General features: G+C 70.9%; 24 protein-coding genes and 1 riboswitch. Of the genes, 15 read left to right on the top strand and 9 right to left on the bottom strand.

Annotated features, from left to right (window positions below; genetic code table 11):
- Nucleotides 1-20: 20 nt before the first annotated feature.
- Nucleotides 21-1,367 carry an ADP-ribosylglycohydrolase family protein gene (locus FHR37_RS17120; protein WP_202817868.1) on the top strand — a complete coding sequence of 449 codons (1,347 nt, stop codon included), beginning with the start codon at nucleotides 21-23 and terminating at the stop codon, nucleotides 1,365-1,367.
- A 168-nt stretch (nucleotides 1,368-1,535) separates the two neighbouring features.
- On the opposite strand, the gene FHR37_RS17115 is transcribed toward FHR37_RS17120, so the two are convergent.
- On the bottom strand, nucleotides 1,536-2,423 hold the full coding sequence (locus FHR37_RS17115; protein ID WP_092880520.1) for a helix-turn-helix transcriptional regulator: 888 nt from the start codon (nucleotides 2,421-2,423) through the stop codon (nucleotides 1,536-1,538).
- 157 nt (nucleotides 2,424-2,580) lie between these two features.
- Entirely contained in the window at nucleotides 2,581-4,854 is a 2,274-nt protein-coding gene (gene metE, locus FHR37_RS17110) for a 5-methyltetrahydropteroyltriglutamate--homocysteine S-methyltransferase (protein WP_092880518.1), read from the bottom strand.
- Between the two features lie 125 nt (nucleotides 4,855-4,979).
- Nucleotides 4,980-5,215, bottom strand: a riboswitch (cobalamin riboswitch).
- 184 nt (nucleotides 5,216-5,399) lie between these two features.
- Here metE and dgoD point away from each other — a divergent pair.
- Nucleotides 5,400-6,545 (top strand): galactonate dehydratase, encoded by a 1,146-nt coding sequence (gene dgoD / locus FHR37_RS17105; RefSeq protein ID WP_092880516.1) that lies wholly within the window; start codon nucleotides 5,400-5,402, stop codon nucleotides 6,543-6,545.
- A gap of 20 nt (nucleotides 6,546-6,565) precedes the next feature.
- On the opposite strand, the gene FHR37_RS17100 is transcribed toward dgoD, so the two are convergent.
- Entirely contained in the window at nucleotides 6,566-6,931 is a 366-nt protein-coding gene (locus FHR37_RS17100) for a hypothetical protein (protein ID WP_092880514.1), read from the bottom strand.
- Complete coding sequence (locus tag FHR37_RS17095; protein ID WP_139238791.1) at nucleotides 6,921-7,718, bottom strand: hypothetical protein; 798 nt, start codon at nucleotides 7,716-7,718, stop codon at nucleotides 6,921-6,923. Before FHR37_RS17095 ends, FHR37_RS17100 begins: the two co-directional genes overlap by 11 nt.
- Before the next feature lie 539 nt (nucleotides 7,719-8,257).
- Between FHR37_RS17095 and FHR37_RS17090 the strand changes: the two genes are divergently transcribed.
- Nucleotides 8,258-8,692: a hypothetical protein gene (locus tag FHR37_RS17090; RefSeq protein WP_139238790.1), complete on the top strand. Its 435-nt coding sequence runs from the start codon at nucleotides 8,258-8,260 to the stop codon at nucleotides 8,690-8,692.
- 288 nt (nucleotides 8,693-8,980) lie between these two features.
- Entirely contained in the window at nucleotides 8,981-9,388 is a 408-nt protein-coding gene (locus tag FHR37_RS17085) for a hypothetical protein (protein WP_139238789.1), read from the top strand.
- An 80-nt stretch (nucleotides 9,389-9,468) separates the two neighbouring features.
- Here FHR37_RS17085 and FHR37_RS17080 read toward each other — a convergent pair whose 3' ends face one another.
- Entirely contained in the window at nucleotides 9,469-10,188 is a 720-nt protein-coding gene (locus tag FHR37_RS17080) for a DinB family protein (protein WP_092880506.1), read from the bottom strand.
- A 96-nt stretch (nucleotides 10,189-10,284) separates the two neighbouring features.
- Nucleotides 10,285-11,982 (bottom strand): DUF885 domain-containing protein, encoded by a 1,698-nt coding sequence (locus tag FHR37_RS17075; protein ID WP_092880504.1) that lies wholly within the window; start codon nucleotides 11,980-11,982, stop codon nucleotides 10,285-10,287.
- A 91-nt stretch (nucleotides 11,983-12,073) separates the two neighbouring features.
- Between FHR37_RS17075 and FHR37_RS17070 the strand changes: the two genes are divergently transcribed.
- Complete coding sequence (locus FHR37_RS17070) at nucleotides 12,074-12,481, top strand: hypothetical protein (protein ID WP_092880502.1); 408 nt, start codon at nucleotides 12,074-12,076, stop codon at nucleotides 12,479-12,481.
- 142 nt (nucleotides 12,482-12,623) lie between these two features.
- Here the strand turns inward: FHR37_RS17070 and FHR37_RS17065 are convergent, their stop codons facing one another.
- Together FHR37_RS17065 and FHR37_RS17060 are read right to left on the bottom strand one after the other, a co-directional pair.
- Nucleotides 12,624-12,917 (bottom strand): acyl-CoA carboxylase subunit epsilon, encoded by a 294-nt coding sequence (locus tag FHR37_RS17065; protein ID WP_092880500.1) that lies wholly within the window; start codon nucleotides 12,915-12,917, stop codon nucleotides 12,624-12,626.
- 82 nt (nucleotides 12,918-12,999) lie between these two features.
- Entirely contained in the window at nucleotides 13,000-14,679 is a 1,680-nt protein-coding gene (locus FHR37_RS17060; RefSeq protein WP_092880498.1) for an acyl-CoA carboxylase subunit beta, read from the bottom strand.
- A 305-nt stretch (nucleotides 14,680-14,984) separates the two neighbouring features.
- Between FHR37_RS17060 and FHR37_RS17055 the strand changes: the two genes are divergently transcribed.
- The 8 genes from FHR37_RS17055 (at nucleotide 14,985) to FHR37_RS17020 (ending at nucleotide 24,421) form a co-directional block, all read left to right on the top strand.
- Nucleotides 14,985-17,633 carry a phosphoenolpyruvate carboxylase gene (locus tag FHR37_RS17055; protein ID WP_092880496.1) on the top strand — a complete coding sequence of 883 codons (2,649 nt, stop codon included), beginning with the start codon at nucleotides 14,985-14,987 and terminating at the stop codon, nucleotides 17,631-17,633.
- 127 nt (nucleotides 17,634-17,760) lie between these two features.
- Nucleotides 17,761-19,044, top strand: coding sequence for an alpha-L-fucosidase (locus FHR37_RS17050; RefSeq protein WP_092880494.1), 1,284 nt, complete (start codon nucleotides 17,761-17,763; stop codon nucleotides 19,042-19,044).
- 59 nt (nucleotides 19,045-19,103) lie between these two features.
- The gene (locus FHR37_RS17045) at nucleotides 19,104-19,946 is read left to right on the top strand and encodes a biotin--[acetyl-CoA-carboxylase] ligase (protein WP_092880492.1); all 843 of its coding nucleotides are present in this window, start codon (nucleotides 19,104-19,106) and stop codon (nucleotides 19,944-19,946) included.
- A 144-nt stretch (nucleotides 19,947-20,090) separates the two neighbouring features.
- On the top strand, nucleotides 20,091-20,663 hold the full coding sequence (locus FHR37_RS17040; protein WP_092880490.1) for a PH domain-containing protein: 573 nt from the start codon (nucleotides 20,091-20,093) through the stop codon (nucleotides 20,661-20,663).
- Between the two features lie 73 nt (nucleotides 20,664-20,736).
- Nucleotides 20,737-21,198 (top strand): PH domain-containing protein, encoded by a 462-nt coding sequence (locus tag FHR37_RS17035; RefSeq protein WP_092880488.1) that lies wholly within the window; start codon nucleotides 20,737-20,739, stop codon nucleotides 21,196-21,198.
- A 264-nt stretch (nucleotides 21,199-21,462) separates the two neighbouring features.
- The gene (locus tag FHR37_RS17030) at nucleotides 21,463-22,260 is read left to right on the top strand and encodes an enoyl-CoA hydratase/isomerase family protein (RefSeq protein ID WP_092880486.1); all 798 of its coding nucleotides are present in this window, start codon (nucleotides 21,463-21,465) and stop codon (nucleotides 22,258-22,260) included.
- 27 nt (nucleotides 22,261-22,287) lie between these two features.
- Nucleotides 22,288-23,445 (top strand): HD domain-containing protein, encoded by a 1,158-nt coding sequence (locus FHR37_RS17025; RefSeq protein WP_092880484.1) that lies wholly within the window; start codon nucleotides 22,288-22,290, stop codon nucleotides 23,443-23,445.
- 40 nt (nucleotides 23,446-23,485) lie between these two features.
- The gene (locus tag FHR37_RS17020) at nucleotides 23,486-24,421 is read left to right on the top strand and encodes a hydroxymethylglutaryl-CoA lyase (RefSeq protein WP_092880824.1); all 936 of its coding nucleotides are present in this window, start codon (nucleotides 23,486-23,488) and stop codon (nucleotides 24,419-24,421) included.
- Here FHR37_RS17020 and FHR37_RS17015 read toward each other — a convergent pair.
- Nucleotides 24,415-24,849, bottom strand: a complete 435-nt coding sequence (locus FHR37_RS17015; protein ID WP_092880482.1) for a COG4315 family predicted lipoprotein — start codon at nucleotides 24,847-24,849, stop codon at nucleotides 24,415-24,417. The two genes, FHR37_RS17020 and FHR37_RS17015, sit on opposite strands and share 7 nt — an antisense overlap.
- On the opposite strand from FHR37_RS17015, the gene FHR37_RS17010 reads away from it, so the two are divergent.
- Nucleotides 24,848-25,063, top strand: coding sequence for a hypothetical protein (locus FHR37_RS17010; RefSeq protein ID WP_175542310.1), 216 nt, complete (start codon nucleotides 24,848-24,850; stop codon nucleotides 25,061-25,063). The two genes, FHR37_RS17015 and FHR37_RS17010, sit on opposite strands and share 2 nt — an antisense overlap.
- 353 nt (nucleotides 25,064-25,416) lie before the next feature.
- Complete coding sequence (locus tag FHR37_RS17005; RefSeq protein WP_092880478.1) at nucleotides 25,417-26,238, top strand: response regulator transcription factor; 822 nt, start codon at nucleotides 25,417-25,419, stop codon at nucleotides 26,236-26,238.
- Nucleotides 26,239-26,274: the final 36 nt, after the last annotated feature.

Below are 26,274 nucleotides of genomic sequence, written 5' to 3'. Positions count from 1 at the left end.
AGGACCTGGGAGGAGAGCCCGTGGCAATCGAGTACGCCAGCCTGCCGACCGTTCTCGACCACGAACTCGCCCAGCGGAGCGAGTCGGGCTACGACGTGTCGGCGGTGACCGCACAACTGACCGGCCCGGCTCGGGAGGTGGCGCCCGACCGCGCCCGGTCCCTGCTCGAGGAGTTGGCGGTCGCGCCCGAAAGGCCGGACTGGCCCTACGTCGAGCCGTCCACCCTCCCCGAGATCCTCGCCGAACTTCCGTCCGCCACCGGCACGCCGGTCCGGACGATCGGCGCGGCCGATCTCCGGGACCGGATCCAGGCCGCCTGGCTGGGCCGGTGCGCGGGCAACTGCCTGGGCAAGCCCGTCGAGGACGGTGAGTTCTGGACGCCGGAGCGGCTGCGTTCCTACCTGGAGCTCACCGGCAACTATCCGGTCCGCGACTACGTGAGCCGGCTCCAGCCGATGCCGGACGGCTACGCGCTGCACCCGTCGTGGGCGGAGAGCACCAAGGGCCGGATCCGCTACGCCCCGCGCGACGACGACCTCGACTACACGCTGCTCGGCCTGCACCTGCTGGAGAGCAGGGGGTTCGGCTTCACCACCGCCGACGTGGGGGAGGAGTGGCTGCAGCGGTTGCCGTACCACCTCACCTACACCGCCGAACGCGTCACCTACCGCAACCTGGTGTGCGGCGTCGAACCGGTCCGAACGGCCGTGGTGGACAACCCCTACCGCGAGTGGATCGGTGCGCAGATCCGCGGCGACGTGTTCGGGTACGTCTGTGCCGGCCGGCCACGCGACGCGGCCGTCCTCGCGTTCACGGACGCCGCGCTGTCGCACGTGGCCAACGGCATCTACGGAGAGATGTGGGCGGCGGCCCTGGTGGCCGCGGCGTTCACGGCAGGCTCCCTGCGGGAGGCGGTCGAGGAGTCGATCCGGCACGTCCCGCGGCGTTCCCGGCTGGCCGAGGCCCTGCGGTGGGCGGTGGGGGCGCGCGACAGCTACACCGACTGGCACGACGCGGCCGCGGAGCTGCGGAAGCGGTACGGCCACTACCACTGGATCCACACCATCAACAACGCGGCGGTCTGCGCGCTCGCCCTGCTCTACGCCGGCGACGACTACGGCTCGGCGATCGGGCTGGCCGTCCAGGCCGGACTGGACACCGACTCCAACGGCGCGACGGTGGGGTCGGCCGCCGGGGCGTTCGCCGGGCGGGGCGGGATCCCGCGGCACTGGACCTCGCCGTTCGGCGACGTGCTGCGCAGCGCGCTGTACGGGTTCGACCGGAGCAGCATCCGCGACGTCGCCGAGCGCACGTTCACGCTGGCCCGCACCTACGCCGTCCGGCACCCCGCCGGTGTGGGCGGCTGAGCCGGATCGTGGGTGGGCCGAGGCGAGGTCCGTGACCCGGTGGTGAGCCGGGTCCGTGTGGTCGGCGAGGAATCGGCGGGCGAGCCTGGGTCAGGTGTGGTCGGCGAGGAGCCGGCGGGCGAGCCTGGGTCAGGTGTGGTCGGCGAGGAGCCGGCGGGCGAGCCTGGGTCAGGTGTGGTCGGCGAGGAGCCGGCGGGCGAGCCGGAGCAGGCCGGCGCGGGCGAGTGGTTCGTGCGGGTCGTCGGTGGCGTGGGCCGTCCGGTAGGTCCGGGGAGGTATGCCGTAGACCGTGCGGAAGCGTCTGGAGAAGTGGAACGGGCTGCTGAAGCCGCACGCGTTCGCGACCGCCGCGACGGTGAGGTTGCTGCGCTGGAGCAAAGTGGCGGCCCGGGCGAGGCGGACGAGTTCCATCGCGGCGACCGGGCCGACGGAGTACTCCGCCCGGAAGAGCCGGCTCAGGTGCCCGGGCGAGACGCCGGTGGCCGCGGCGAGCTCGCCGAGGGAGAGCGGGCGGGTGCCGTCGTCGCGCCAGGCGGCGGCCACCGAGTCGGCCAGCCTGCGCAGATGGGGCGACAGCCCGGCGTCGGCTGCCACGCCGTCGGGCACCGGCCCGCGCACGAACAGGTCCAGCAGCCAGCCCAGGACCTCCGCGGTCCGGGCGAGGTCGGGGTTCGGCGCGCCGCCCGCGAGCCACAGCGCGTACCCGCACAGGGCCGCCATCGGGTCCGCCGGTGACAGCGCCCTGGTGAGCGGCCAGCCTTCGGGGTCGCCCAGACTGCCCGCGTCGGCGACGCCGAAGTGTGCGTACGCATGGGCGGAGGGGTGTTCGGGATCCCAGCGGAAGTGGTCGCGCATGCCGGGCCGGGCGAGGAGCAGGGTGCCCGGGTGCAGGTCGATCCGGTGCTCACCGCACTGCCAGTGGGCGCTGCCGCGCAGCAGCCAGACGAACTCGAAGTCGACGAGGGTCCGGGGACCGAACGTCGTCCTCGGCGGGTACTCGGCGATCTCCGGGCCGGTCCGCAGGATCAGGATGGGTTGCGAGGCGTGCTGCGCCACGCTCAGCAGGGTAGGCCGTCGGCCGTCACCCGGTGGGGGCGCGGTCCTTGCCGTTCGGTGCCGGTCCTGTGCCGGCCCTGTGCCGGTCCTTGCTGACCGGTCCCGTGCGGGTCCGTGCCGGCGCCGCTGGTGCTGAGCGGCACCGGCACGACCGGCTTCAGGTGGGCAGCGTGGCGCGGACCCTGCGGGTGGCCTCGACCAGGTGCCGGAGGGCCGGCTCGACCTCGGCGTAGGTGCGGGTCTTCAGGCCGCAGTCGGGGTTGACCCACAGCCGGTCCGGCGGCACCGCCTCCAGCGCCAGCCGGAGCGCCTCCTCGATCTCGGCCACGGTGGGTATCCGCGGGCTGTGGATGTCGTACACCCCGGGGCCGATGCCGCGCCGGTAGCCGGCCTTGGCCAGGTCGGTGACGAGTTCCATCCGCGACCGTGCCGCCTCCACGCTGGTGACGTCGGCGTCCAGGGCGTCGATGGTGTCGACGATCTCGCCGAACTCGGAGTAGCACATGTGCGAGTGGATCTGCGTGCGTTCGCAGACGCCGGAGGTGGCCAGCCGGAACGCGCCGACCGCCCAGTCGACGTAGGCCGGCTGGTCCGCCGCCCGCAGCGGGAGCAGTTCCCGGAGAGCGGGCTCGTCGACCTGGATGTAGCGGATGCCGGCCGCCTCCAGGTCGCGGATCTCGTCGCGCAGGGCGAGCGCCACCTGCCGTGCGGTCTCGGCCTGTGGCTGGTCGTCGCGGACGAAGGACCAGGCCAGCATGGTGACCGGCCCTGTCAACATCCCCTTGACAGGCTTGTCCGTCCGGGACTGGGCGTATTTCGTCCACTCCACCGTCATCGGCTCCGGCCGGGACACGTCGGCGTGGAGGATCGGCGGGCGGACGTAGCGGGTGCCGTAGGACTGCACCCAGCCGTGGGAGGTACTGGCATATCCGGACAGGCGCTCGGCGAAGTACTGCACCATGTCGTTGCGTTCGGGCTCGCCGTGCACGAGCACGTCCAGGCCGATGTCCTCCTGCAGCGCGATGATCTCGTCGATCTCGGCCCGCATCCGGGTGTCGTAGGTGGCCTGGTCGATCCGGCCGGCGCGCAGGTCGGCCCGCGCCCGTCGGATCCGCGCGGTCTGCGGGAAGGAGCCGATCGTCGTGGTCGGCAGCGGCGGCAGCCCGCCGGTCTCGGCCTGCAGCCGGGCACGTTCGGCGTAGTCGCGCCGGTCGGTGCCCGTACCCAGGCTGGCGAGCCGGGCCCGGACCCGGCCGTCCACCGTGTCCGTGGCAGTGGCGATTGCCGCCGACGACTCGGCGAGTTCGCGTTCGACCCCGTGGTGTCCCTCGCGCAGGGCACGTCCGAGCAGGACCACCTCGTCGACCTTCTGCCGGGCGAAGGCGAGCCGGTCCCGCAGCCTGTCGGGGAGGTCGTCTTCCAGAGTGAGGTCGAGCGGAACGTGCAGCAACGAAGAGGAGGTGCCGACCACCAGGTCACCGACGGAGCCGAGCAGGGACGCCGCGACCGACATGGCGCGGGACAGGTCGGTACGCCAGATGTTCCGGCCGTCGACCAGCCCGGCCACCAGGGTGCGGTCACCGAGCCCGGCCGCGGCGATCCGGTCCGCGTCGGCCGCACCGGCCACGAGGTCGAGGGCGAGGCCGTCCACCCGGGTGCGAGCCAGGACGGGCAGGGCCGGGCCGATCGGGCCGAAGTACGTCGCCACCAGCAGCTTCGGCCGGTGTGCGGTCGATCCCAGCCGTTCGTACGCAGTCCTCAGTGCGGACAGCTCGGCTGCGTTGCGGTCGGCGGCGAGCACCGGCTCGTCCAGCTGGACCCATTCCACGCCGGCGTCGGCCAGCGCGTCCAGCAGTCCGACGTAGGCGTCCAGCAGGGGTTCGAGCAGGTCCAGCGGGCGGAAGTCCTTCGGCGCGTCGGCCGCGGGCTTCGCCAGCAGGAGAAAGCTCAGCGGGCCGAGCAGGACGGGCCGGGTGGTGACACCCAGCGCGGCCGCCTCGTGGTACTCCGCCACCGGCCGGGACCGCGCCCCGGCGGTGCGGAACGTGGTGTCCGGCCCGAGTTCGGGGACGAGGTAGTGGTAGTTGGTGTCGAACCACTTCGTCATCTCCAGCGGCGGTACGCCCTCGGCGCCGCGGGCCATCGCGAAGTACCGGTCCAGGCCCTGCAGCCCGGCGAACCGGCGGGGGACGGCGCCGAACAGTTCGGCGTGGTCGAGGACGTGGTCGTAGAGCGAGAACGTGTGCGACGGGACGAGATCGACGCCGGCGACGCGCAGGGTCTCCCACGTGTCGCGGCGCAGCGCGGCGGCGGCCTGGTCCAGCGCCGCGGCGTCGATCCGGCCGGCCCAGTAGTCCTCGGTGGCTCGCTTCAGCTCACGGCGTGCCCCGATCCGGGGGTAGCCGAGGACGGTCGTACGCACGGTTTCCATGGAGTCCTTCCCTCGGGAACTCGGACGGCCCGGGGCGGACGAGGTGAGGACAGGTCGAACGACTGGCGCCATGACGCCGGTCGTCCGATCGCCTTCCCTCGAGGCCACGGACCACCGTGGGCCGGGTGGCCCACGCACGGATGGCAGGTCTTCGGACTCGTGGGCGTACCGGCAGGGTCGTCGCCTACCGGTGGTTCCTACTGGCCGTCGCTTCCCAGGTGGCTGATGATGCCGCCCAGTGCGATCTCACGGCGTTCGTTCCCACTCACCGCTGCGGGGCAGTCCCGGACTCGCACCGGGTTCCCTCTTGCCTCACCGGACCGAGCGAGCAGACCGGTGAACCAACCGCACCGCCGACCTTAGCCCCCCGGGATCGGGTGGGCCGGGCACCCCGCCGGTGGGCCGGGTCCGGTCGCGGGGGGCCGGGCATGGCCTACCGCGGTGGTGTCTCCGGTAGCGTCGTCGCCGATGTGCGCGATGCCGACGCCGGTACCTGTGCGGGCCGTCGTCGGTCGCGTCGACGAATGCGTGGAAGGAGTCCGCGGGTGAAGATCACCGGCCTGACGACCTATCTCGTGGCGCCCCGGTGGTGCTTCCTGCGAATCGACACCGACGAGGGTGTGACGGGCTGGGGCGAGCCGATCGTCGAGGGCCGCGCGCACACCGTCGCGGCGGCGGTGGACGAGGCGGCCGACTACCTCGTCGGCCAGGACCCGCTGCGCATCGAGGAGCACTGGCAGGTGCTCAGCAAGGGCAACTTCTATCGCGGCGGCCCGGTGCTTTCCAGCGCGGTCGCCGGGATCGACCAGGCCCTGTGGGACATCGCCGGCAAGGTGTACGGCGTGCCGGTCTACCAGCTTCTGGGCGGCCACGTGCGCGACCGGATGCGGGTCTACGGCTGGATCGGCGGTGACCGCCCGGACGTGGTGGCCGACGCCGCGAAGAACATGCAGAACCAGGGCTTCACCGCGATCAAGATGAACGGTGGCGGGGAGATGCGCCGGGTGGACACCGCCGCGCAGTGTCTCGCCCTGGTCGACCGGGTGGCGGCGATCCGGGAGGCGTGCGGGCCGGAGTTCGACATCGCCATCGACTTCCACGGCCGGTTCACGATGGCCATGGCCCGGCGGACCCTGCCGCTGCTCGAGCCCTATCTGCCGTTCTTCGTCGAGGAGCCGCTGGTCCCGGAGCTGACCGACCAGATCGGCCAGATCTGTTCGTCCACGTCGATCCCGATCGCCACCGGGGAGAGGTTGTACTCCCGCTGGGACTTCAAGGACGTGCTGTCCGCGGGCATCGCGATCGCGCAGCCGGACCTCTCCCACGCGGGTGGGATTTCGGAGGTACGCAGGATCGCCGCGCAGGCAGAGGTGTACGACGTGGCCCTTGCGCCGCACTGTCCGCTCGGGCCGATCGCCCTGGCGGCCTCGCTCCAGGTCGACTTCGCCAGCCCCAACGCGCTGATCCAGGAGCAGAGCCTCGGCATCCACTACAACGAGGGCTCGGACCTGCTTGACTACCTCGTGGACACGTCGGTGTTCGGGTTCGCCGACGGCTACGTCACCCGGCCGACCAAGCCTGGGCTCGGCATCGAGGTGGACGAGAAGGAGGTCGCGCGGGCCGCGGAGGTGGGTCACCGGTGGCGTACGCCGACCTTCCGCCGCGACGACGGCTCGCTCGCCGAGTGGTGAGCCGGCCGCGTTCCACGACCTCATGAGGCCTCCTCGAGGTCGTCGTTCTCGGTGAGCGACGCCAGACAGGCCTCTCCGGCGGCGGCCTGTGCCCCTCGCTCGTCGTCGGACAGCTGGGTGTACCAGTCGAGGAAGCCGCGCACGTGGGTGGTGAACTCCTCCGTGTAGGCGGAGGAGGCAGCGGCCTCGGCCAGGCCCATCCGCCCGTGGCGTACGTCCTCGGCGAAGTCGCGCAGCACGGGACGGCTCCGGTCACCGGCGAGGATGTCGAGTGACCGACGGAGGAGACGCTCACGGCCGGGATCGTCGGCGAGCCGCCGAAGCTCTGCGAACTCCTTCTCGTAATACGACTCCGACGGCGGGCCCGGGTGCTCCTCAGAACCCATGGCCATGTGTATTCCAGTCACCAGTCGGGGGAGCCGTGGATAGCCCCGGACTCGCCGGTGGCTGCGGAAGGTGTTCTGCGACAAAGCGCAGTTCGGCGACGACACCACCAACCCCGAAGACTCCTGCTTCAAACACTGTCAGGTAGTCCGCGATCTTGTCCCACACTCGAATCATTCGGGTGGCCTGCAGGGCGATGATCGCAGCCGCTACTGCTGGTCCGAACCCGGTGCCGGCCGTGGCGCCGCCGGCAGCGGCGGCAATCGCCATGGTGAGCGCGAGGTCTATCAACGCTTGCAGCCCGGCGCCCAGGCCCTTGACGGCGTACCAGACCAGCAGGGTCAACCGCTCGTACTCTTTCGCGCACCGGTGCAGGGTGTTGCCCATCGCGTCGAGATGGCCTGTCAGGTCGTGGAAGTAGGCGAAGGCGGTGTCGGCGGCGCGGCCGTTCCAGGTTTGGTCCAGGACAGCGTTCCCACGTCGCAAGTTCGTGGCGATGGCCCGGTGAGTGTCACCCAGGATGCGCCAGAGGTCGGCACAGTCGGCGAAGTAGTTCCAGTCTCCGCCTAGACGTTTGACCACTTCCTGGAACGGATCGACCGCAAGAGTTCCGTAGACGATCTCAAGGATCCACGCCGACGGACTGACCAGGGACATGATCTGGTCCACAGAATCGAGGAGAGTCTCGGAGTATCCGTTGATGCCGTTCGGTGTGACGAGCATTGAGGTGGGCTCGACGGCATCGGAGAAGGTACCGCTGTGCGGCTTCGAAGCTGGATTGGAGTTCACGAGTGTGGCTCAGCGAGTCGCTGGGGGTAGGGCAGCGTCAAGCCGGGCAGCCGCCGCATCGTCGACCGTCCGATAGCTTGTCGCGGCTGAGTGAACCTGGGTACGCGCGGCGTCGAGCAGACGGGTCAGGGTGAGAGCGTGACTGGTCAACGCGTTGACCAGATCCTGGTGGGTTCCGCCGAAGATCAGGGCTGCACCCTGCGAGGCGGGCGGGATCTCGCCGTACCGTCGAAGGTGAGCGTGAAGTGCTTCGGCATCCTCACCTGCTCGCCTGAGCAGGTGAGCGAAGCCGTCCAGGTCGTCCGGGGCAACACTGAAGCTCATGGAACCTTCTTTCGGCGATGGGTTCTGGTTCGTGGAAGCCTACGAAGTCATGGCGCCTCCAATCCGGACAGCAACCTCGCTCTGTGGACAACGATGCCGATCGACTTGCTGTGGACAGGTTCTGACCAGGTCTGTGGACGACATGGACGTGTGTTGTCGCGAGATGACTAGGCTTCCCCGGAGCCAGCGACTAAATGGGGAGAGCGAGGGAGACGATGGGTGTCCTCACAGGCCTTCGTGAGGTACTCGACAGGTTTCTGTCGTTCTCGGACAGGGTTTTCCGGAACGGACGCATGCGCAAGAGCATCGCCGATGTCGAACGTGCCGAGGAGGAACGCGGCTCGGTGAAGTCTCCTCGCCGGAAAGCATCCCGGCGCGCACTTGGCATCCAGTCGGCGGACAGCCTCCGGCTTCACGTCATGACGCTCACGCTGGCCCTCGCGTTGGTCTCACTAGCTTCCGTGTACGCAAGGCTGAGGAACGGCGTTGACAACAAGGGGTCGTCGATCGCGGTGAGCGCTCTGGCACTGGTGGCCTGCTACTTCGGCTGGAAGGGTTGGTACAAGGCACAGTGGAAGTACCGGTGGTATCCGCTGTTCGCGGTAGCGGCGATAGTCCTCACCTACGTGCTCATGTACTCCGCCGCGTAAGAAGTGCGTAGGCGGTGGGTGTTCGACAAGGCACATTCGCTGCTGAGTAAGGTGCTTCGCACTCGCAGAATGCTCACCAGCATCGAGGAGCGTGAGTGGTTCGAGCGTGCCTGGCTGCCACAGGCGTCTACTTCGGCTGGACGGGCTGGTACAACGCGCAGTGGAAGTACCGCTGGTACCCGCTGTTCACCATCGTGGCTCTGGTCCTGACGTTCAGCACCCTGTACATCGTCCGGCCGGAAACCTTACGTGGCGATTCGTCTCAACGTAATGCTTGACAATTTCCTGTTGACGATGGGCAAGGTCTATCGATACGGCCGGATGCGCAGCAGCATCGAGGAGCTCGAACGAGCCGAACGGGAAAACGGCGAGGATCGGTCTCCCCGACGAGCCGCGTTCCGGCGAGGACTCGGATATCGCTCCTTCGACGACCTACGTTTCTTCGTGATGTACCCGACGGTTCTCGGGTTGCTGATCGCCGTAATCGGGATCTGGTTCAGGCTGCAGCGCGGTTTGGAAGCAGCGGACTGGGGTTTCGGGGTGATGACTCTGTTAGGGGGCCTCGCCTGCTATTTCGCGTGGACGGGCTGGTTCGCCGCGCAGTGGAAATACCGCTGGTATCCGTTGTTCGCCTTGCTGTCGGTGGTCCTGGAATTCGGTGTTCTGGCTCTGACGGCGAGGAGCGGCGCCAGTTAGCCGGCGCATTCGCCCCACGGCCCCGAGCCTGGACGGTCAGCGATGCCCGCATCCGCAAGATGCCGAGTCCGTGGCCGGCCCTACTCGGCGTCCTGTGCCTCGCTCAGGTCGAGGTCGCGGACGCAGAATCCGTGGTGCTCGAAGGTCTCGTTGAGCACCGTGCGCAGGCACTGCCGGACCGAACGGCCCCTGGCGTACGGCGGCCAGACATCGTCGTCGGGCACCGGCGCTCGCGCTGCGAGCTGCTCGGCGGTGACCTCGTCGAGCCAGGCCTCCAGCTCGGCGGCCTGTGCGTCCCGCACGCTCACGATCTCGTCGAGGGCCGGATCGAGCGAGAGATCAAGCCCGTGCGATCCACGGTAGGGCTCGACGGTCGTCCCGATGCCCATCGGCGTGAACAGTTCCGTCGACCCCAGGCAGCAGCGGCGGAACCACGAGTCGTGGACGAAGACCAGGTGGCGCATCGTCTGCAGCGCCGACCACTCGTCGTTCACGCTGCGGTGCTCGATGCCGGACGTACGGCGGATTCGCTCGATCGTGGCGGCCCAGCCGGCACGGAGCTGACGCGATGCCTCGCGCAGATCGGCAGGTTCCTCGGAGCGGATCAGCACCCGCACCGGATGACGCCGGTCGAGCTCTGCCTCGACGTACTCGGTGACCTCGACACCGTTCACCACGAGGTTGGTGATGAGCCCGTCGATCACCGCATCCTGCATGACGACGCCGATCAGGCGTGCCCCGGTCAGATCGCACTCACGGAACTCCGCACCGCGCAGATCCTCGTCGTCATACCGCGTCATGCTCCGCACACTAGGCCCGAGCACCGACAAGCCGGCTTCCGGCTTGATCTGGCCGCTTAGGTTGCTGCGGAACGGCGCGATGCGCGCCGCCGGGAATCAGAGGCGGGCGAGAGAGTCCCGCAGCGGGTCGAGGCCGAGCGAGCCGAGGTCGAGCGCCGCGCGGTGGAACTCCTTCAGGTCGAACGCCGAACCCTTGCGTGCCCTGGCGTCCTCACGAGCCGCGAGCCAGATCCGCTCACCCACCTTGTACGACGGTGCCTGTCCCGGCCAGCCGAGGTAGCGGTTCACCTCGAAGCGCAGGAAGTCCTCGTCGATCCGGGTGTGGGCCAGCATGAACTCCAGCGCCACGTCGGGTGTCCACCGCTCGCCGACCCGCCAGCCGGACGCGTTCGGCGGGATCGGGTAGCCCAGGTGCAGGCCGAGGTCGACCACCACCCGCGCGGCCCGGAACGCCTGCGCGTCCAGCATGCCGAGCTTCGCGCCGGGTTCGTCGAGGTAGCCGAGCTCGTCCATCAGGCGTTCGGCGTACAACGCCCAGCCCTCACCGTGCCCGGAGACCCAGCACAGCAGGCGCTGCCAGCGGTTGAGGAGGTCCTTGCGTACGACGGTCTGCGCGACCTGCAGGTGGTGACCGGGTACGCCCTCGTGGAAGACGGTGGTCACCTCCTTCCAGGTGGAGAACGTCGTGACGCCCTTGGGCACCGACCACCACATCCGGCCCGGGCGGGCGAGGTCCTCACTCGGCGCGGTGTAGTAGATGCTGCCGTCGCTGGTGGGCGCGATCCGGCACTCGATCCGGCGGATCTCCTCCGGGATGTCGAAGTGCACACCGGCGAGTTCGGAGACGGTGTGGTCGGCGAGCTCCTGCATCCATTCGCGGAAGGCGTCCTTGTTCGCGATCCGGCGCGCGGGGTCCGCCTCCAGCGCGGTCACGGCGTCCGCGACGGTGCCGCCGGAAACGATCCGGTCGGCGACACCACGCATGTCCGTCTCGATCCGGGTCAGCTCCTCCCAGCCCCACGCGTAGGTCTCCGCGAGATCGACCCGGGCACCCAGGAAGTACCGGGAGGCAAGGGCGTACTGCGACTCGCCCACCCCGTCGGTCGCGTGTCCCTTCGGCGCGAGCTCGTCGCGCAGGAAGCGTTCGAAGTCGGCCACCGCCTGCCTGGCCACCTCCGCGCCCCGGGCGAGATCGGCCCGTAGGCCCGCACCGACAGTGGACCCGGCGGCGACGCCGCCCTCGCCGTCAACCTCGGCTTGCGCGACCAGCGTGCCGAAGAAGTCGTCCTCGGGCGGCAGCCAGGACCGGCACTGGTCGGCACAGGCGTCGATCTGGCGACGGGCCGAGACCCGGCCGTCGGCGGCGGCCTCGGCGAGCGTGCGCCGGAAGCCGTCGAGCGCTTCGGGAACCCGCGCCAGCCGGGCCGCCACCGTCGCCCATGCCGCCTCACTGTCGGTGGGCATCAGGTCGAAGGCGCCGCGGACGTCCTGCAGCGGGCTCGCCACGACGTTGAGGTCGCTGGTGGTGACACCGGCGTCGTGGCGTTCGAGCTCGAGACCGAGGCGTTCGAGCATGGCCGCCCGGGCGACCGTCTCCCGCTCGTCCAGTGGCTCGGTCCGCTCGAGTTCGCGGACCGCCGCACGGGCCAGCTCGGCCCGCCGGTCGAAGCCCTCGGGGGAGTAGTCGGTGAGCTGGTCGTCGTACCCCGCGATGCCGGCGAACGTCGCGCTCACCGGATCGGCGGCGGCGTAGTCGTCGACGTACCTGTCGGCAATCTCGTCTGTGCGCCCCATGGGCCCTGAGCCTAAGGTGTCGAGCATCCTGGGGCACGGACCTGTGCCAGCGTTCCACTCGCATGTCCACCCGAGTCGCTATGGTCGACCGATGACGACGGACTGGCAGAGTGTCATCGCCTCCGGGCTGGAGATTCCAGAGGACGCGAACGTCGACGATCGGGTCTGCGAACTGATCGAAGCTCTGCGGTCGCCGGATCCGACGTTGAGGGACGACCAGGCGTACGTCGTACTGGCCAACTGGATTCTGCGGGGCGTCGTCGACGACATGCTCGTCGACATCGGTGAGCGGATGTCCAGCCGTTTTGCCGACGATGAGATACAGGCACGGACGTTCGCGCCGCTGATCCTGGTCGCTGCCGTCCGGCGCGACAGCATGCAGGACGTGCTCGACGCTCGGCTCGATCGCCGACCGGATCGAACACCGGGACCAGGCGACGGTCGAAGTCTGGCTTTCCAACAGCGTGCGGACTCTCCGTGCGCTGTACGTCCTGGCTGACCGCGGCATCCGGACCTATGTCAACGGCTCCTGGACAGCGCCACGACCGATCCCACACGACCAACTCGTGAAGGACTCCATCGCCGAGGTCCTTCGTATCGGGAACCCCAGCGCACCCTGACGGTCCGCGTTCAGGTGAGTGCTAACGGGGGAGGGCGCTGGCCCGCCAGGCGCCGGGACCGGGACGCATCGGCTGCGGAGACGTCCTGCGCCAGTACGCCGCCCACCCGGACTTCGCGCCGCGCCGTCCACGTTGCCTGTCGTCGGCAGCCGCCGCGGCCGCGGCCCGCTGCTTGGCGGTCACCACCGCCACCAGGGCGGCGAACTCCGCGGGCGTGGGGTTGCCCTTCACCACCCGCAGCACGGGCTCGGGCAGACCCGAGGAGTCCACCGAAGCCGCGCCAGGGTCAGGCGTACCGCTCGATTCACCGGTCATCGCGTGGTCCTCCTCCGCCTGCTCGTCGGTCCGCCAATGCGTCGAGATGTCAACGGCGCCTTTACACCGGGATACAGCGGGATCACAGCGGGATGTTGCCGTGCTTGCGCGGCGGCATGGTCTCCCGCTTGTTCCGCAGCAGCCGCAGCGCCCGGATGATCTCCACTCTGGTCTCGTGTGGGCGGATCACCGCGTCGACGTAGCCGCGCTCGGCCGCGACGTAGGGGTTGGCGAGGGTGTCCTCGTACTCCTGCACGAACTTCGCCCGCTGGGCGTCCGGATCCTCGGCCTTGGCCAGCTCCCTGCGGTAGAGAATCTCCACCGCGCCCTGCGCGCCCATCACCGCGATCTGCGCGGTCGGCCAGGCGAGGTTGACGTCCGCGCCGAGGTGCTTGGACCCCATCACGTCGTACGCGCCGCCGTAGGCCTTGCGGGTGATGACGGTGACCAGCGGCACGGTCGCCTCGGCGTAGGCGTAGATCAGCTTCGCGCCCCGGCGGATGATGCCGTTCCACTCCTGGTCGGTGCCCGGCAGGAAGCCGGGTACGTCGACGAAGGTGAGGATCGGGATGTTGAACGAGTCGCAGGTGCGCACGAACCGCGCCGCCTTCTCCGACGCGTCGATGTCCAGGCAGCCCGCGAACTGCAGCGGCTGGTTGCCGACGACACCGACGCTGCGCCCGTCGACCCGGCCGAAGCCGCAGACGACGTTGGGCGCGAACATCGGGTGCAGCTCGAGGAACTCACCGTCGTCGACGATGTGCTCGATCACGGTGTGCATGTCGTAGGGCTGGTTGGCCGAGTCGGGGATCAGCGTGTCCAGCTCGCGGTCGACGTCGGTCACCTCGGTCACCTCGGGCACCGCGGCGGCCGGCCCCTCGTCGTAGACCGGCGGCTCCTCGAGGTTGTTCTGCGGGAGGTACGACAACAGCGCCTTGACCCAGTCGACCGCGTCGCTCTCGTCGGTGGCGAGGTAGTGCGCGTTCCCGCTCTTGGTGTTGTGGGCAAGGGCCCCGCCCAGGTCCTCGAACGACACGTCCTCACCGGTGACGGTCTTGATCACGCCGGGCCCGGTGATGAACATGTGCGAGGTCTGGTCGACCATCACGGTCACGTCGGTGAGCGCGGGGGAGTAGACGTGCCCGCCCGCGCACGTGCCCATGATCATCGAGATCTGCGGGATCACCCCGGACGCGAGGGTGTTGCGGCGGAAGATCTCGCCGTACAGGCCGAGGGAGACCACGCCCTCCTGGATGCGGGCGCCGCTGCCCTCGTTGATCCCGATGATCGGGCAGCCGGTCTTGAGGGCGAGGTCCATCACCTTGACGATCTTCTCGCCGTACACCTCGCCGAGGCTGCCGCCGAAGACGGTGAAGTCCTGGCTGAACACGCACACCTGGCGGCCGGCGATCGTGCCGAACCCGCTCACCACGCCGTCGCCGTAGGGGCGGTTGCCGTCGAGGCCGAAGTTGGTGGACCGGTGCCGGGCGAACTCGTCGAGCTCGACGAAGGACCCCTCGTCGAGCAGCAGCTCGATTCGCTCGCGGGCGGTGAGCTTGCCGCGCGCGTGCTGGCGTTCGATCGCCCGCGCCGAGCCCGCGTGCACGGCCTGGTCGAGCCGGCGTTCGAGGTCGGCGAGCTTGCCGGCGGTCGAGTGGATGTCGATCGCGCCGTCGCGGTCGGCGTCCGCCGGGTCGCTGTCCCCGGCGCCCTGCTCGCGGGCCCCCTGCTCGCGGGCGCTGTCCGGTTGCCCGGCTGCCATCGATCCTCCCCAACCCCAGCTCTTTCGGTGCGGCCGAGACTCTACTCCGCCGTCGTCGCCCGGGCGGTGCTCCGGCTCGTGGCCAAACCCTGAAATGCCCCGCACAACCGGCCGACGTCGCGCAGGGCTACGCAGGACCGCACAGGACCGCGCAGGTCCGGCCAGGCCGACACCTACCCTCGGATACCACCCGGATGCGGAACGACAGCCTCCGAGCCGCCCGAAATCCGAGCCGCGCCGTGGCCGTTTCGTGGTCGTACCGGCGCGCCGAGAGGCTCACACGCGGGCCGACTACGCTTGCCAATATGCCCACGTCCCAGGCTTCCCGTGTCCATGCTCGTTTCGAGATGCCGGCCCCGCTGCGTGCCGACGTCCGTCTGCTGGGGGAGCTGCTCGGCACGGTGCTCAAGGAGTACGGCGGGCAGGACCTCCTCGACGACGTGGAGAAGCTCCGCGAGCTGACCATCGCCGTCCACGACGACGACCACGAGCGCGCCGACCAGGCCGCGGCGGCCTGCGAGGAGCTCGTGTCCTCCTGGGACATCGAACGGGCGGACAACGTCGCCCGGGCGTTCACCTGCTACTTCCACCTCACCAACCTGGCCGAGGAGTTCCAGCGGGTTCGCGCGCTGCGTGAGTACGACACCGGCGAGGCGCCGGTCCGCGACTCGGTCGCCGCCGCGGTCGCCGAGGTGACCGCGCAGTACGGCGAGGAGGAGGCGGTGGGCCTGCTGTCCGGGCTGGAGTTCCGCCCGGTCCTCACCGCGCACCCGACCGAGGCCCGCCGGCGTGCGGTGTCCTCGACGATCCGCCGCATCTCCACGCTGCTCGCCCAGCGCGACGACACCCGGCTCGGCGCGGGCGAGTTGGCCGAGAACGAACGCCGCCTGCTGGAGGAGATCGACGTCCTCTGGCGCACATCCCAGATCCGGGTGACCAAGCCCGGCCCGCTGGACGAGGTGCGCACGGCGATGACGGTGTTCGACGACACGCTGTTCCAGGTCCTGCCGCAGGTCTACCGCCAGCTCGACGACCAGATCGCGGGCGCCAGGGCGGGCACCCAGCCGCCGCGGGTGCCGGCGTTCGTCCGGCTGGGTTCGTGGATCGGCGGCGACCGGGACGGCAACCCGTTCGTCACCGCGGCGTTCACCCAGAAGGCGATGGCCATCCAGGCCGACCACGTGCTCCGTGCGCTCGAACGCGTCTGCGAGCGGCTGGGCCGGGCGCTGACCGCCGACGCCGAGACCACCCCGCCGGCCGCCGGCGTGCGCCGCATCCTCGCCGACGCCCGCGCCACCTTCCCCGACCTGGCCGAGGACGTCGCCACCCGCTCGCCGGGCGAGCCGCACCGGCAGGTGCTGCTGCTGGCCGCGCGCAAGCTCGCCGCGACCCGGCAGCGCGACGCCGACTTCGCCTACGCGGACGCCGGTGTGCTGCTGCGGGAGCTGCGGACCGTCCAGTCCTCCCTCGACGCGGCCGGTGCGCCGCGGCAGGCGTACGGCGAGCTGCAGCACCTGATCTGGCAGGTGGAGACGTTCGGCTTCCACCTGGCCGAGCTGGAGGTACGCCAGCACTCCAAGGTGCACGCGCGCGCCCTCGCCGAGCTGCGCGCCGGTGACGAGCTTTCGCCGGAGACCGAGGAGGTGCTCGCGGTCTTCCGGGTGATGGCGCAGATCCAGCAGCGGTTCGGCGCGGACGCGTGCCGGCGCTACGTCGTGTCGTTCACCCAGTCCGTCGACGACCTCGCCGCGGTGCCGGAGCTCGCGCGGTACGCGCTGGACGGGCGGCCGCTCGCCCTCGACGTCGTACCCCTCTTCGAGACCGAGGACGACCTGCGCGCCTCGATCGGCATCCTCGACCGGGCGCTGGAGCTGGAGCCGATCCGCAACCGGCTGGCCGAGACCGACCGCCGCTTCGAGGTGATGCTCGGCTACTCCGACTCCGCCAAGGACGCCGGCCCGCTGTCGGCGACGCTCGCGTTGTACGAGGCGCAGGCCGCGCTCGCCGCCTGGGCCGAACGCAACTCGATCAAACTCACCCTGTTCCACGGCCGCGGCGGAGCGCTCGGCCGCGGCGGCGGCCCGGCCAACCGCGCGGTGCTCGCACAGGCGCCGGGGTCGGTCAGCGGCCGGTTCAAGCTCACCGAACAGGGTGAGGTCATCTTCGCCCGGTACGGCGACCCGATCATCGCCCGCCGGCACATCGAGCAGGTCGCGGCGGCCACGCTGCTCGCCTCCACCCCCGCGATGGAGAAGCGCACCGCCAACGCCGCGGAGAAGTTCGCCGGACTGGCCGCGACGATGGACGACGCGGCCCGCGCCACCTACCACCGGCTGGTCCGCAGCGACGGGTTCGCCGAGTGGTTCGCCCGGGTCACGCCGGTGGAGGAGCTCGGCCAGTTGCCGATCGGCTCCCGGCCGGCGCGCCGCGGGCTCGCGCTGTCCTCGCTGGAGGACCTGCGGGCCATCCCGTGGGTGTTCGCCTGGACGCAGGCGCGGGTCAACCTCACCGGCTGGTACGGCGTGGGCGCCGGGCTGGAGGCGGTCGGTGACCTGGACGCGCTGCGGGAGGCGTACGCGCAGTGGCCGTTGTTCGCGGTGACGCTGGACAACGTCGAGATGTCGCTGGCCAAGACCGACGCCCGGATCGCCCGCGGCTACCTCGAGCTCGGCGACCGGCCCGACCTCGCCGAGCAGGTGCTGGCCGAACACGCCCGTACGACCGAGTGGGTGCTGAAGGTCGCCGGCCACGACCGCCTGCTGGAGAACCGCCGGGTGCTCGGCCGCGCGGTGGAGCTGCGCAACCCCTACGTGGACGCCTTGTCCTACTTGCAGTTGCGGGCGTTCCGGGCCCTGCGTACGCAGAAGCTGTCCGAGGGCGAGACCGAGCGGCTGCGGCGGCTCGTGCTCCTCACCGTGAACGGCGTGGCGGCCGGCCTGCAGAACACCGGCTGAGTCACGGCCCGGGCACGCAGCGAGGGTGCCAGGTTTCGGTCAGGGCTAGTGCTTGTTCGGCCGGCGGGTGCGTTGGTAGACATCAGACCTATCGACCACCCGTCGTCCGTCGCAGGAAGGCCGCGCCATGTCGGCACCGCAAGCATCAGTTGACAAGCTCCGGGCCCGCAGGTTCGGGCTCTTCGTGCACTGGGGTCTGTACGCCCTGCCCGGCCGGCACGAGTGGGTGAAGAAGCGCGAGCGGCTCACCGACGAGCAGTACCAGCCGTACTTCGACCACTTCGACCCCGACCTGTACGACCCTCGGGTGTGGGCGAAGGCCGCGGCCGAGGCCGGCATGAAGTACACCGTCCTCACCACCAAGCACCACGAGGGTTTCTGCCTGTGGGACTCCGGTCTCACCGACTACAAGGCGACCAACACCCCCGCCGCCCGCGACCTGGTGCGGCCGTTCGTGGACGCCTTCCGTGCCGAGGACCTCGGGGTCGGCTTCTACCACTCGCTGATCGACTGGCACCACCCCGAGTATCCCGTGGACACGCTGCACCCGCGGGTCGACGACGCCGACTTCCGCGCCTCGCAGGCGGGTAAACGCGACATCGAGAAGTACCGCCGCTACCTGCACGGCCAGGTCGAGGAACTCCTCACCCGGTACGGCGACATCGACGTGATGTGGTTCGACTTCTCCTACCCCGGCATGTCGGCGTACGACCTTCCCGGCAAGGGCCGCGACGACTGGGACTCCGAGGCACTGGTCAAACTGGTCCGCGGCCTGCAGCCGGACATCCTCATCAACAACCGGCTCGACTACCCCGGCGACTTCACCACGCCGGAACAGTTCCAGCCGGCCACCCCGCCCACCATCGACGGCCGCGAGGTCCCGTGGGAGGCCTGCCAGACGCTCAACGGCAGCTGGGGTTACGACCGGGACAACCTGGACTGGAAGTCGCCGGACCTGCTGGTGCGGATGCTGGTGGACTCGGTCTCCAAGGACGGCAACCTGCTGCTGAACGTCGGCCCCACCGGGCGCGGCGAGTTCGACGAGCGGGCCCTGGCGACGCTGACGGACATCGGCCGCTGGACCCGCCGGCACGGCCGGTCGATCTACGGCGCCGGACCGTCCGCGTTCACCCCGCCGCAGGACGGCCGCTACACCCAGCGCGGCGACCGGCTCTACCTGCACCTGTTCGGCTGGCCGTTCCGGCACGCGCACCTGCCCGGGCTCGCCGGCCGGATCAAGTACGCCCAGCTGCTGCACGACGCGTCGGAGGTGAAGTTCCGGGAGTACGCCGGGGAGGACACCGACTCCAACATCGGCGTGAAGGGCGTGCCCGATGGAACGGTGACGCTGGAGCTTCCGGTGCAGCGGCCGGACCAGCTCGTCCCCGTGGTGGAGATCTTCCTCAAGTAACCCGCGGCCCGAGCTGGGCACCCCGCTTCCGGTCCCGGCAAGCCGCCTAGGCTGGCGGGATGCCGTCCCCGTACGTCGACCTGGACCGGCCGCCCCTCGCGGCGGGCGGTCTGCGGGCGACGCTGGTCAGTCCCGGCCGGCTGGTCACCGACCTGCGGGTGGTCGCCGAGACCGGGTCCACCAACGCCGACGTCCGGGCGCTCGCCGTCGCCGGCGCGCCGGAGGGGACGCTGGTCGCCACCGACTACCAGAGCGCGGGCCGCGGCCGGCTCCTCCGGGAATGGACCTCTCCGCCCCGGTCCGGGCTGATGTTCTCGCTGCTGCTGCGCCCGGTCGAGGTGCCCGCCCAGCACTGGCCGTGGCTGCCGCTGCTCACCGGGTGCGCCGTGGTCGAGGCGCTGGAGTCGGCGGCCGGCGTACGTCCACGGCTGAAGTGGCCCAACGACGTACTCCTGGACGACCGCAAGGTGTGCGGCATCCTGCTCGAGCGGGTGGAGACCCCGACCGGCCCGGCCGCGGTGGTCGGTGTCGGGCTGAACGTCAGCACGACCGCCGCCGAGCTTCCCGGCAGCCACGCCACCTCGCTGCGCCTGGCGGGCGCGGCCACCACCGATCGCGGCACCCTGCTGGTCGCGGTCGTCCGGACGCTGGAGGCGCTGTACGCGGCGTGGCGGGCCGGTGGCGACGTGGCCGCCGACAGGCCCGACGATCTGCACGGCGGGCTCCGGGCCGCCTACCGCGCCCGTTGTGCGACGGTGGGCCGGGACGTACGGGTCCAGCTCGCACCGGACCGCTGGCTCGAGGGACGGGCGGTGGACGTGGACGAGGGAGGCCGGCTCGTCGTACGGACCACCGACGGTGACCACGCGCTCGGCGCCGGTGACGTGGTGCACGTGCGCTGACCGGTATCGGTCGGGCATGATCGGAGGTCAGGACCCATTCGGTCGGATCCTCATGGGTTCGGCCGAGTTCGTGAGCCCGGCCGACCGAGCAATCCGGAGGAAGCTCCGGTGCGTCCGGCAGGTCGGGTGAAGTGAGGAGCGGTGATGGGCATCCCGTCGAAGATGCTGGGCGACGGCGAGCAGGTCTACCTCAGCATGCGCACACACTGGAAGATCATGATCGGGCCGGTCGTGTTGTTCTTCCTCACGCTCGGCGCGGCCCTGGTGCTGGTCTCGCTGGTGCCCGGGGGTGCCTACCAGCCGTTCGTCCAGCTGTTCATCGTCGCCGCGGCCGTGGTGGGTGTGCTCGTCTACGCCGTCTGGCCGGCGCTCAACTGGCTCTCCTCCACCTACGCCGTCACCGACCGGCGGCTGATCACCCGTACCGGCGTCATCACCCGGAACGGGCGCGACATCCCGCTCACCCGGATCAACGACGTGTCCAGTGAACGCGGCCTCACTGACAGGATGCTCGGCTGCGGCACCCTCGTCGTCTGGTCGGCGGGAGAGCAGGGCCGGGTCACCCTGCCCGACGTGCCACACGTGGAGACGGTCCAGCGCACGTTGTCCGAGCTGGTCTTCGCCCGCGAGGACGACGATGACGAGACCCCGACCCGGCGGCAGCGGACACGCTCGGACGGGCCCCGTACCCGTCGCGACTACGAGCGGCCGTACTGACGTCTCCCGAGGCCGGGCTCCGGAGGTCCGCGGCACCTGGATGTTGGGACCCCGGAATCCTACGCTCGGCAATGTGACGAAGGACGGGGCAGCGCGGACCTGGCGAGTCCGCGGTTGGATACGCATCGCCGGCGTCGTCGCCATCGTCCTGTTGGGGATTCAGCAGGCTTCCGTCATTCACTTCGTGCGTGCCGGTCAGATGGACCCTCGGGAGATGGGCGATGGCTTCGTGTTCATCGGAATGGTGGCCCTTGTCGTCTGGTTCCTCGCGTTCAGGCCGAGAGTACGGATCGATGCCAACCGGATCGTCGAGATCCGCAACCCCCTCAGAACCACTCGGTTCAGTGCTGCCGACGTCGTGGAGTGCCGGCCGACAGATCTTGGGCTTCAGTTCCGCCTGCGCGATGGCTCGACGCCGTGGAGCATCGTGTTCCAGGCCACGGCGAGCTTCGGCGAGCCGCGATGGTTCGACGTGGCCGAGGCGGTCACCGGCAACCGCCCGACATTGCCCGACGGCGGCGAGGACAACGGGTAGGGACAGGCGTCACTTCCACCCGCTCGGCATTGTCGGCGCGCGGCGATGCGGACCCGCTTCCGCGGAAGAATCGCGGGCTCGCCCCCTAGGGCGTGTCCTGCGGATCTTGTGTCGGCTCGCGTGCCCCCGCATCCCGGCTGGCGGCGTTGTCGTCGTCGCGCGTAGAACACCGCTACGCGCTCCTCCTCCGCCTTGCCAGCCGGGCGCGGATGGCCCGCTCACCTTCGCCGCCTGATCCGCAGGACACGCCCTAGGCTTGCCGGCATGTCCTCGACGTCCAAGGGTGTCCAGGTCCGCCGGGTCGACGACGCGGGCCACGTGGCCGAGTTGTCCCTCGACCGACCCGAGGCGCTGAACGCCGTTTCGACCGCGCAGGCCGAGGCGATCATCCGGGCGGCCACGTCCCTGTCCGCCGACCGGCGGGTCCGGGCGGTCGTACTCTCCAGCGCCTGCGAGAAGGCGTTCTGCGTGGGCGCCGACCTCAAGGAGCGCAACGACTTCGACGACCAGGACCTCTGGCGCCAGCGACCGGTGATCCGCCGGCTGTTCGGGAGCATCCTCGACCTGCCGATGCCGGTGGTCGCCGCGGTCCACCGGTACGCCCTGGGCGGCGGGTTCGAGCTGGCTCTGTCGTGCGACCTCATCGTCGCCGACGAGACCGCGGTGTTCGGGTTGCCGGAGGTCTCGGTCGGGCTGGTCCCCGGCGGCGGTGGCACCCAACTGCTGGCCCGCCGGGTCGGCTGGTCCAGGGCGGCCGACCTGATCCTCACCGGCCGCCGGGTCGAGGCGGCCGAGGCGGACCGGCTCGGCGTGGCGGACCGGCTGGTGGCACCCGGCCGGGCCCGGCAGACGGCGCTGGACATCGCCACCCAGATCGCCGCCAACTCACCCGTCGGTGTCCGGCAGGCGAAGCAGGCACTGCGCCTCGGCGCCGACGCCGCCCTCGCCGCCGGGCTGGCGATCGAGGACGCCGCCTGGCGGGCCACCGCGTTCTCCCCGGACCGGAAGGAGGGCATCGCGGCGTTCAACGAGAAGCGTCCGCCGGTCTGGCCTGGGGAATGAGAGGGGCACCGGGGGAATGGGGAAGGCATGAAGGTCTATCGGGGCTGGGGTACCTGGGCGGAGGCCTCCCGCGTTCTGTCGCGGTACCTCCCGACCGGCACCACACCGCACCTTCGGCGAGCGGTCCGCTTCGCCGACCACTGGGGCGGCCGCCCCACCCGCTACGAGGTGGCGGAGCTGCTGGTCCGGGAGTTCGGTGTCACCGAACTCGGCCTGCTGACGGCCGGCCTTCTGCACCACCTGGCCGAGGACTATCCCTGCACGATGGAGCACGTCGAGGAACGCTTCGGTACGCGCGTGGCCGGACTGGTGGATTCCCCGATGGTGCGGCTGGCCGGGAGGTACGCCCTGGTGCAGCGGCTGCACACCTACCCGACGGTGGAGTCGCAGCGGGAGATCTACCACGAGACCTGTGAGCGGTTCATCCCGCTGGCGGTGGCCACCGAGCCGGTCTTCGACGAGTTGTTCTCCTCCTGGCAGCACGCGTACGCCTATCTCCGCCAGCCGGTGGACCATCTCGGCGCGGCGCAGCAGCTGGTCGCCGTGGTGCACCACGACCGGTACGACCCGTCCGGGCGGCCCGCGGTGGAGCACACCCGCGCGGTGGCCCGGCTCACCCGCGACGGCGGCGGCACCCCCGAACAGCAGCTCGCGGCGCTCCTGCACGACTGCGTGGAGGACACCGAGCTCAGCCTGGCCCAGCTGATCGACCTGGGTGTCCCGGCCGACGTGGTGGACATGGTGGACGCGCTCACCCGCCGGTCGGGGGAGTCGTACGAGGATCACCTCGACCGGCTGGTGGAGACGCCGCCCGCCATTCTGGTCAAGCGCGCCGACATCCGGCACAACCTCGGCCCGGCGCGGCTGGCCCGGCTCGACGACGCCGCCCAGGAGGCCGTGCGCCGGCGGTACGCGTACGCGCTCGTCCTGCTGGACCGGGCGAACGGCCCGGGGCCGACGTGGGAGGTGCCCAGCCCGGAACCCAGGTCCGAGAGCAGCCGCGGGAGCACCCGGGAGAGTACGCCCGGCGCCGCACCGGACGCGGGCCCGGACGCCGACCTGCCGGCGGGGCACCCGGGCATTCCCCGGCAGACGCGCGGCGAGGCGGACCCGGCCCGGGCGGACGCCGCCGCCGACTCCGACGAGGGGGCCTCGGTGATCCCCGAATCGGCGCCGGAGGCCTGAGCCAGCCGCGTGCGCCACACTGGTGGGGGAGGTGGCCACGATGCAGGTGCCCAGCCGGGTCTGGTTGCGGGAGGTCGGTCCGCGCGACGGGCTGCAGAACGAACCCCCCGTACCCACCGCGGGAAAGATCGAGCTCCTGGACGCGCTGTCGAAGACCGGCCTGAGCCGGATCGAGGCGGTCAGTTTCGTGCACCCGAAGGCCATTCCGCAGATGGGCGACGCGGCGCAGGTGTGGGCGGCCGCGGCGAAGAACCCGAACGTCACCTACTCCGCGCTGGTGCCCAACCTGGTCGGCGCCCGGCGGGCGGTCGAGGCGGGCTTCACCGAACTGGAGGTGGTGGTCTCCGCCTCCGACACGCACAACCGCGCCAACCTCAACCGCACCACCGCGGAGTCGCTCGCCGAGCTCGGTCCGCTGGTCGAGTACGTCCACGGCCAGGGCGCGCGGTGCCAGGTCATCGTCGCGACATCGTGGGGTTGTCCGTACGAAGGGGACATCCCGGTCGAGCAGACCGTCGGCGTGGCCCGCGCGGCGGTCGCGGCCGGCGCGGACTCCCTGGCGTACGGCGACACCACCGGCATGGCCACGCCCACCCGGGTCGAGGATCTCGTGGGCCGCACCCGGGAGGCTTTCCCGGACACCTCGCTGGCCCTGCACTTCCACAACACCCGGGGCACCGGCCTGGCCAACCTGCTGACCGCGCTGTGGCTCGGCGTGACCGACTTCGACGCCAGCGTCGGCGGCCTGGGCGGCTGCCCGTACGCGCCGGGGGCGAGCGGCAACATCGCCACCGAGGAGGTCGTGCACATGCTGGCGGACATGGGCGTGGAGACCGGGGTCGATCTCGACCTGCTGCTGGACGTCGCCGCGACGGCCGAACGCCTGGTCGGCCACCAGGTGCCGTCGCAGGTGCTGCGGGCGGGTCCGCGCAGTCGCACCGTCCCCACCCCGGCGAACCTCCGGCCGGGTCAGTAGCCCTGGTAGTGCGACTCCTCGGTGGTCGTCGGTGTCGGCGTCTGCGAGGGCACCGTGCCGAGGGTGGTGACCACCCACCAGGTGTACTTCCGGCCGTCGAAGTCGACCTTCGACCCGTTGCCGCCGACCGACCCGTCCACCCGGTCCGCGGCGTAGCGGTACAGCGGCCTGCCGTCCAGCGCCAGTTGACGGGTCCGGTCGGGGCGGCGGACCACACCGAACGTGCCGTTCACCCCGGCCACCTTCGAGGGGACGGTGACCCCCGCGGGGACGAGCACCGGCGGCCAGGCACGGGCGCAGGCCCCGACACAGCGGATCCTGGCGGCGGTGTCCAGGGAGTTCCGGTAGAGCGGGCGGCGGCCGGGACCCACGACCACGTCGCTGACGCCGGTCGCTCCCACCCCGTCCGCCTCCATCGTGCCGATCATGGGCGCGGGAGTGGCGGCCGGCGAGGGGGAACTGTCCGACGACGGCGAGGAACCCGAACACCCGCCGGCGAGCGCCGAGGCGGTCACGGTCACCACCGCTGCCACCGTCGTCGCCGTGGCCCTGCCCCGGACCGGCGCGGACCCGGAGCGGCCACGCGCGCTGGGAGGCGTCGACCTCATCACGCAGACCCCCTGCCACCCGGGCGCTCCGTAGGCGGGGCCCGCCAGGTCGCGCCGGTGACGACCTACCCAGGCGCCTCGGCGTGCTAACCAGGGCTCAGGGCAGGCCCGGAGGGACTGTTCCGAACGGCCGGGGCCGCGGCGGGATTCTTCCGCGGAAGAATCCCGCGACTCCGGACAGCCCGGTCCCGGGCCGGCTTCTCCGCGGATGAACCGGCCGGCACCTCGGACATCCCTCTCGATGGGTGACGGCCCACCGCAAGTCCACACAGAACGCCCACCCACAACCCCACCAGGAACGTCACGCCCGGAACTCGGCCCGGTCGAACGCGGTCCGCGGGCGGGTGAGCGGCGACGCGGTGTGGTTGCGGTCGTACGATCGGCCCCATGACACGGAGCGCGTCTGTGGTGGGCGAGCAGAGTGGGCGGCGCACCCTCAACCGGCCGCCGGGTGAGCCCGGCGCCGACAGTGAGCACACCGGCGTGAGCGGCACCCTGGTGAACGACGGCCCCGGCCGGCACGCCCTCCAGATCCTGCTGGCCGAGGACGATCCGGCGATCTCGGACCCGCTGGCCCGCGCGCTGCGCCGGGAAGGCTACGAGGTGGAGGTCACCGGCGCGGGGGAGCCGGCGCTGGCGATCCTGTCCGGCGGCTCGTTCGATCTTGTGGTGCTAGACCTCGGCCTGCCCGACGTCGACGGCCTGGAGGTGTGCCGCCGGCTGCGGGTGGACGGCAACCGCGTCCCCGTCCTCGTGCTGACCGCCCGTGCGGACGAGGTGGACACGGTGGTCGGCCTGGACGCCGGCGCCGACGACTACGTGACCAAGCCGTTCCGGCTGGCCGAGCTGCTGGCCCGGGTGCGCGCGCTGCTGCGGCGAGGCAAGCCGGAGGGCTGGTCGGACGGATCCGCCGAGGAGGGCGCCGGCGTACGCATCGACGCCGAGTCCCGCCGGGCCTGGCTGTCCGGTGAGGAGCTCCACCTGACCGCGAAGGAGTTCGACCTGCTGCGCGTCCTGGTCCGCGAGACCGGCCGGGTGGTGACCCGGGACCAGCTGATGCGCGAGGTCTGGGAGACCACCTGGTGGTCCTCGACCAAGACGCTGGACATGCACATCTCCTGGCTGCGCAGGAAGCTGGGCGACGACGCGTCGGACCCGAAGTTCATCACCACGGTGCGGGGCGTCGGCTTCCGCTTCGAACGCGGCTGAGCGGCCGAACGGCTGAGTGGCTGAGTAGGGCAGGGT

Source organism: Actinopolymorpha cephalotaxi (assembly GCF_013408535.1).
Classification (GTDB): Bacteria; Actinomycetota; Actinomycetes; order Propionibacteriales; family Actinopolymorphaceae; genus Actinopolymorpha; species Actinopolymorpha cephalotaxi.
Note: the sequence above shows the minus strand (reverse complement) of the source record. Positions and strands in the feature narration are given on the sequence as shown.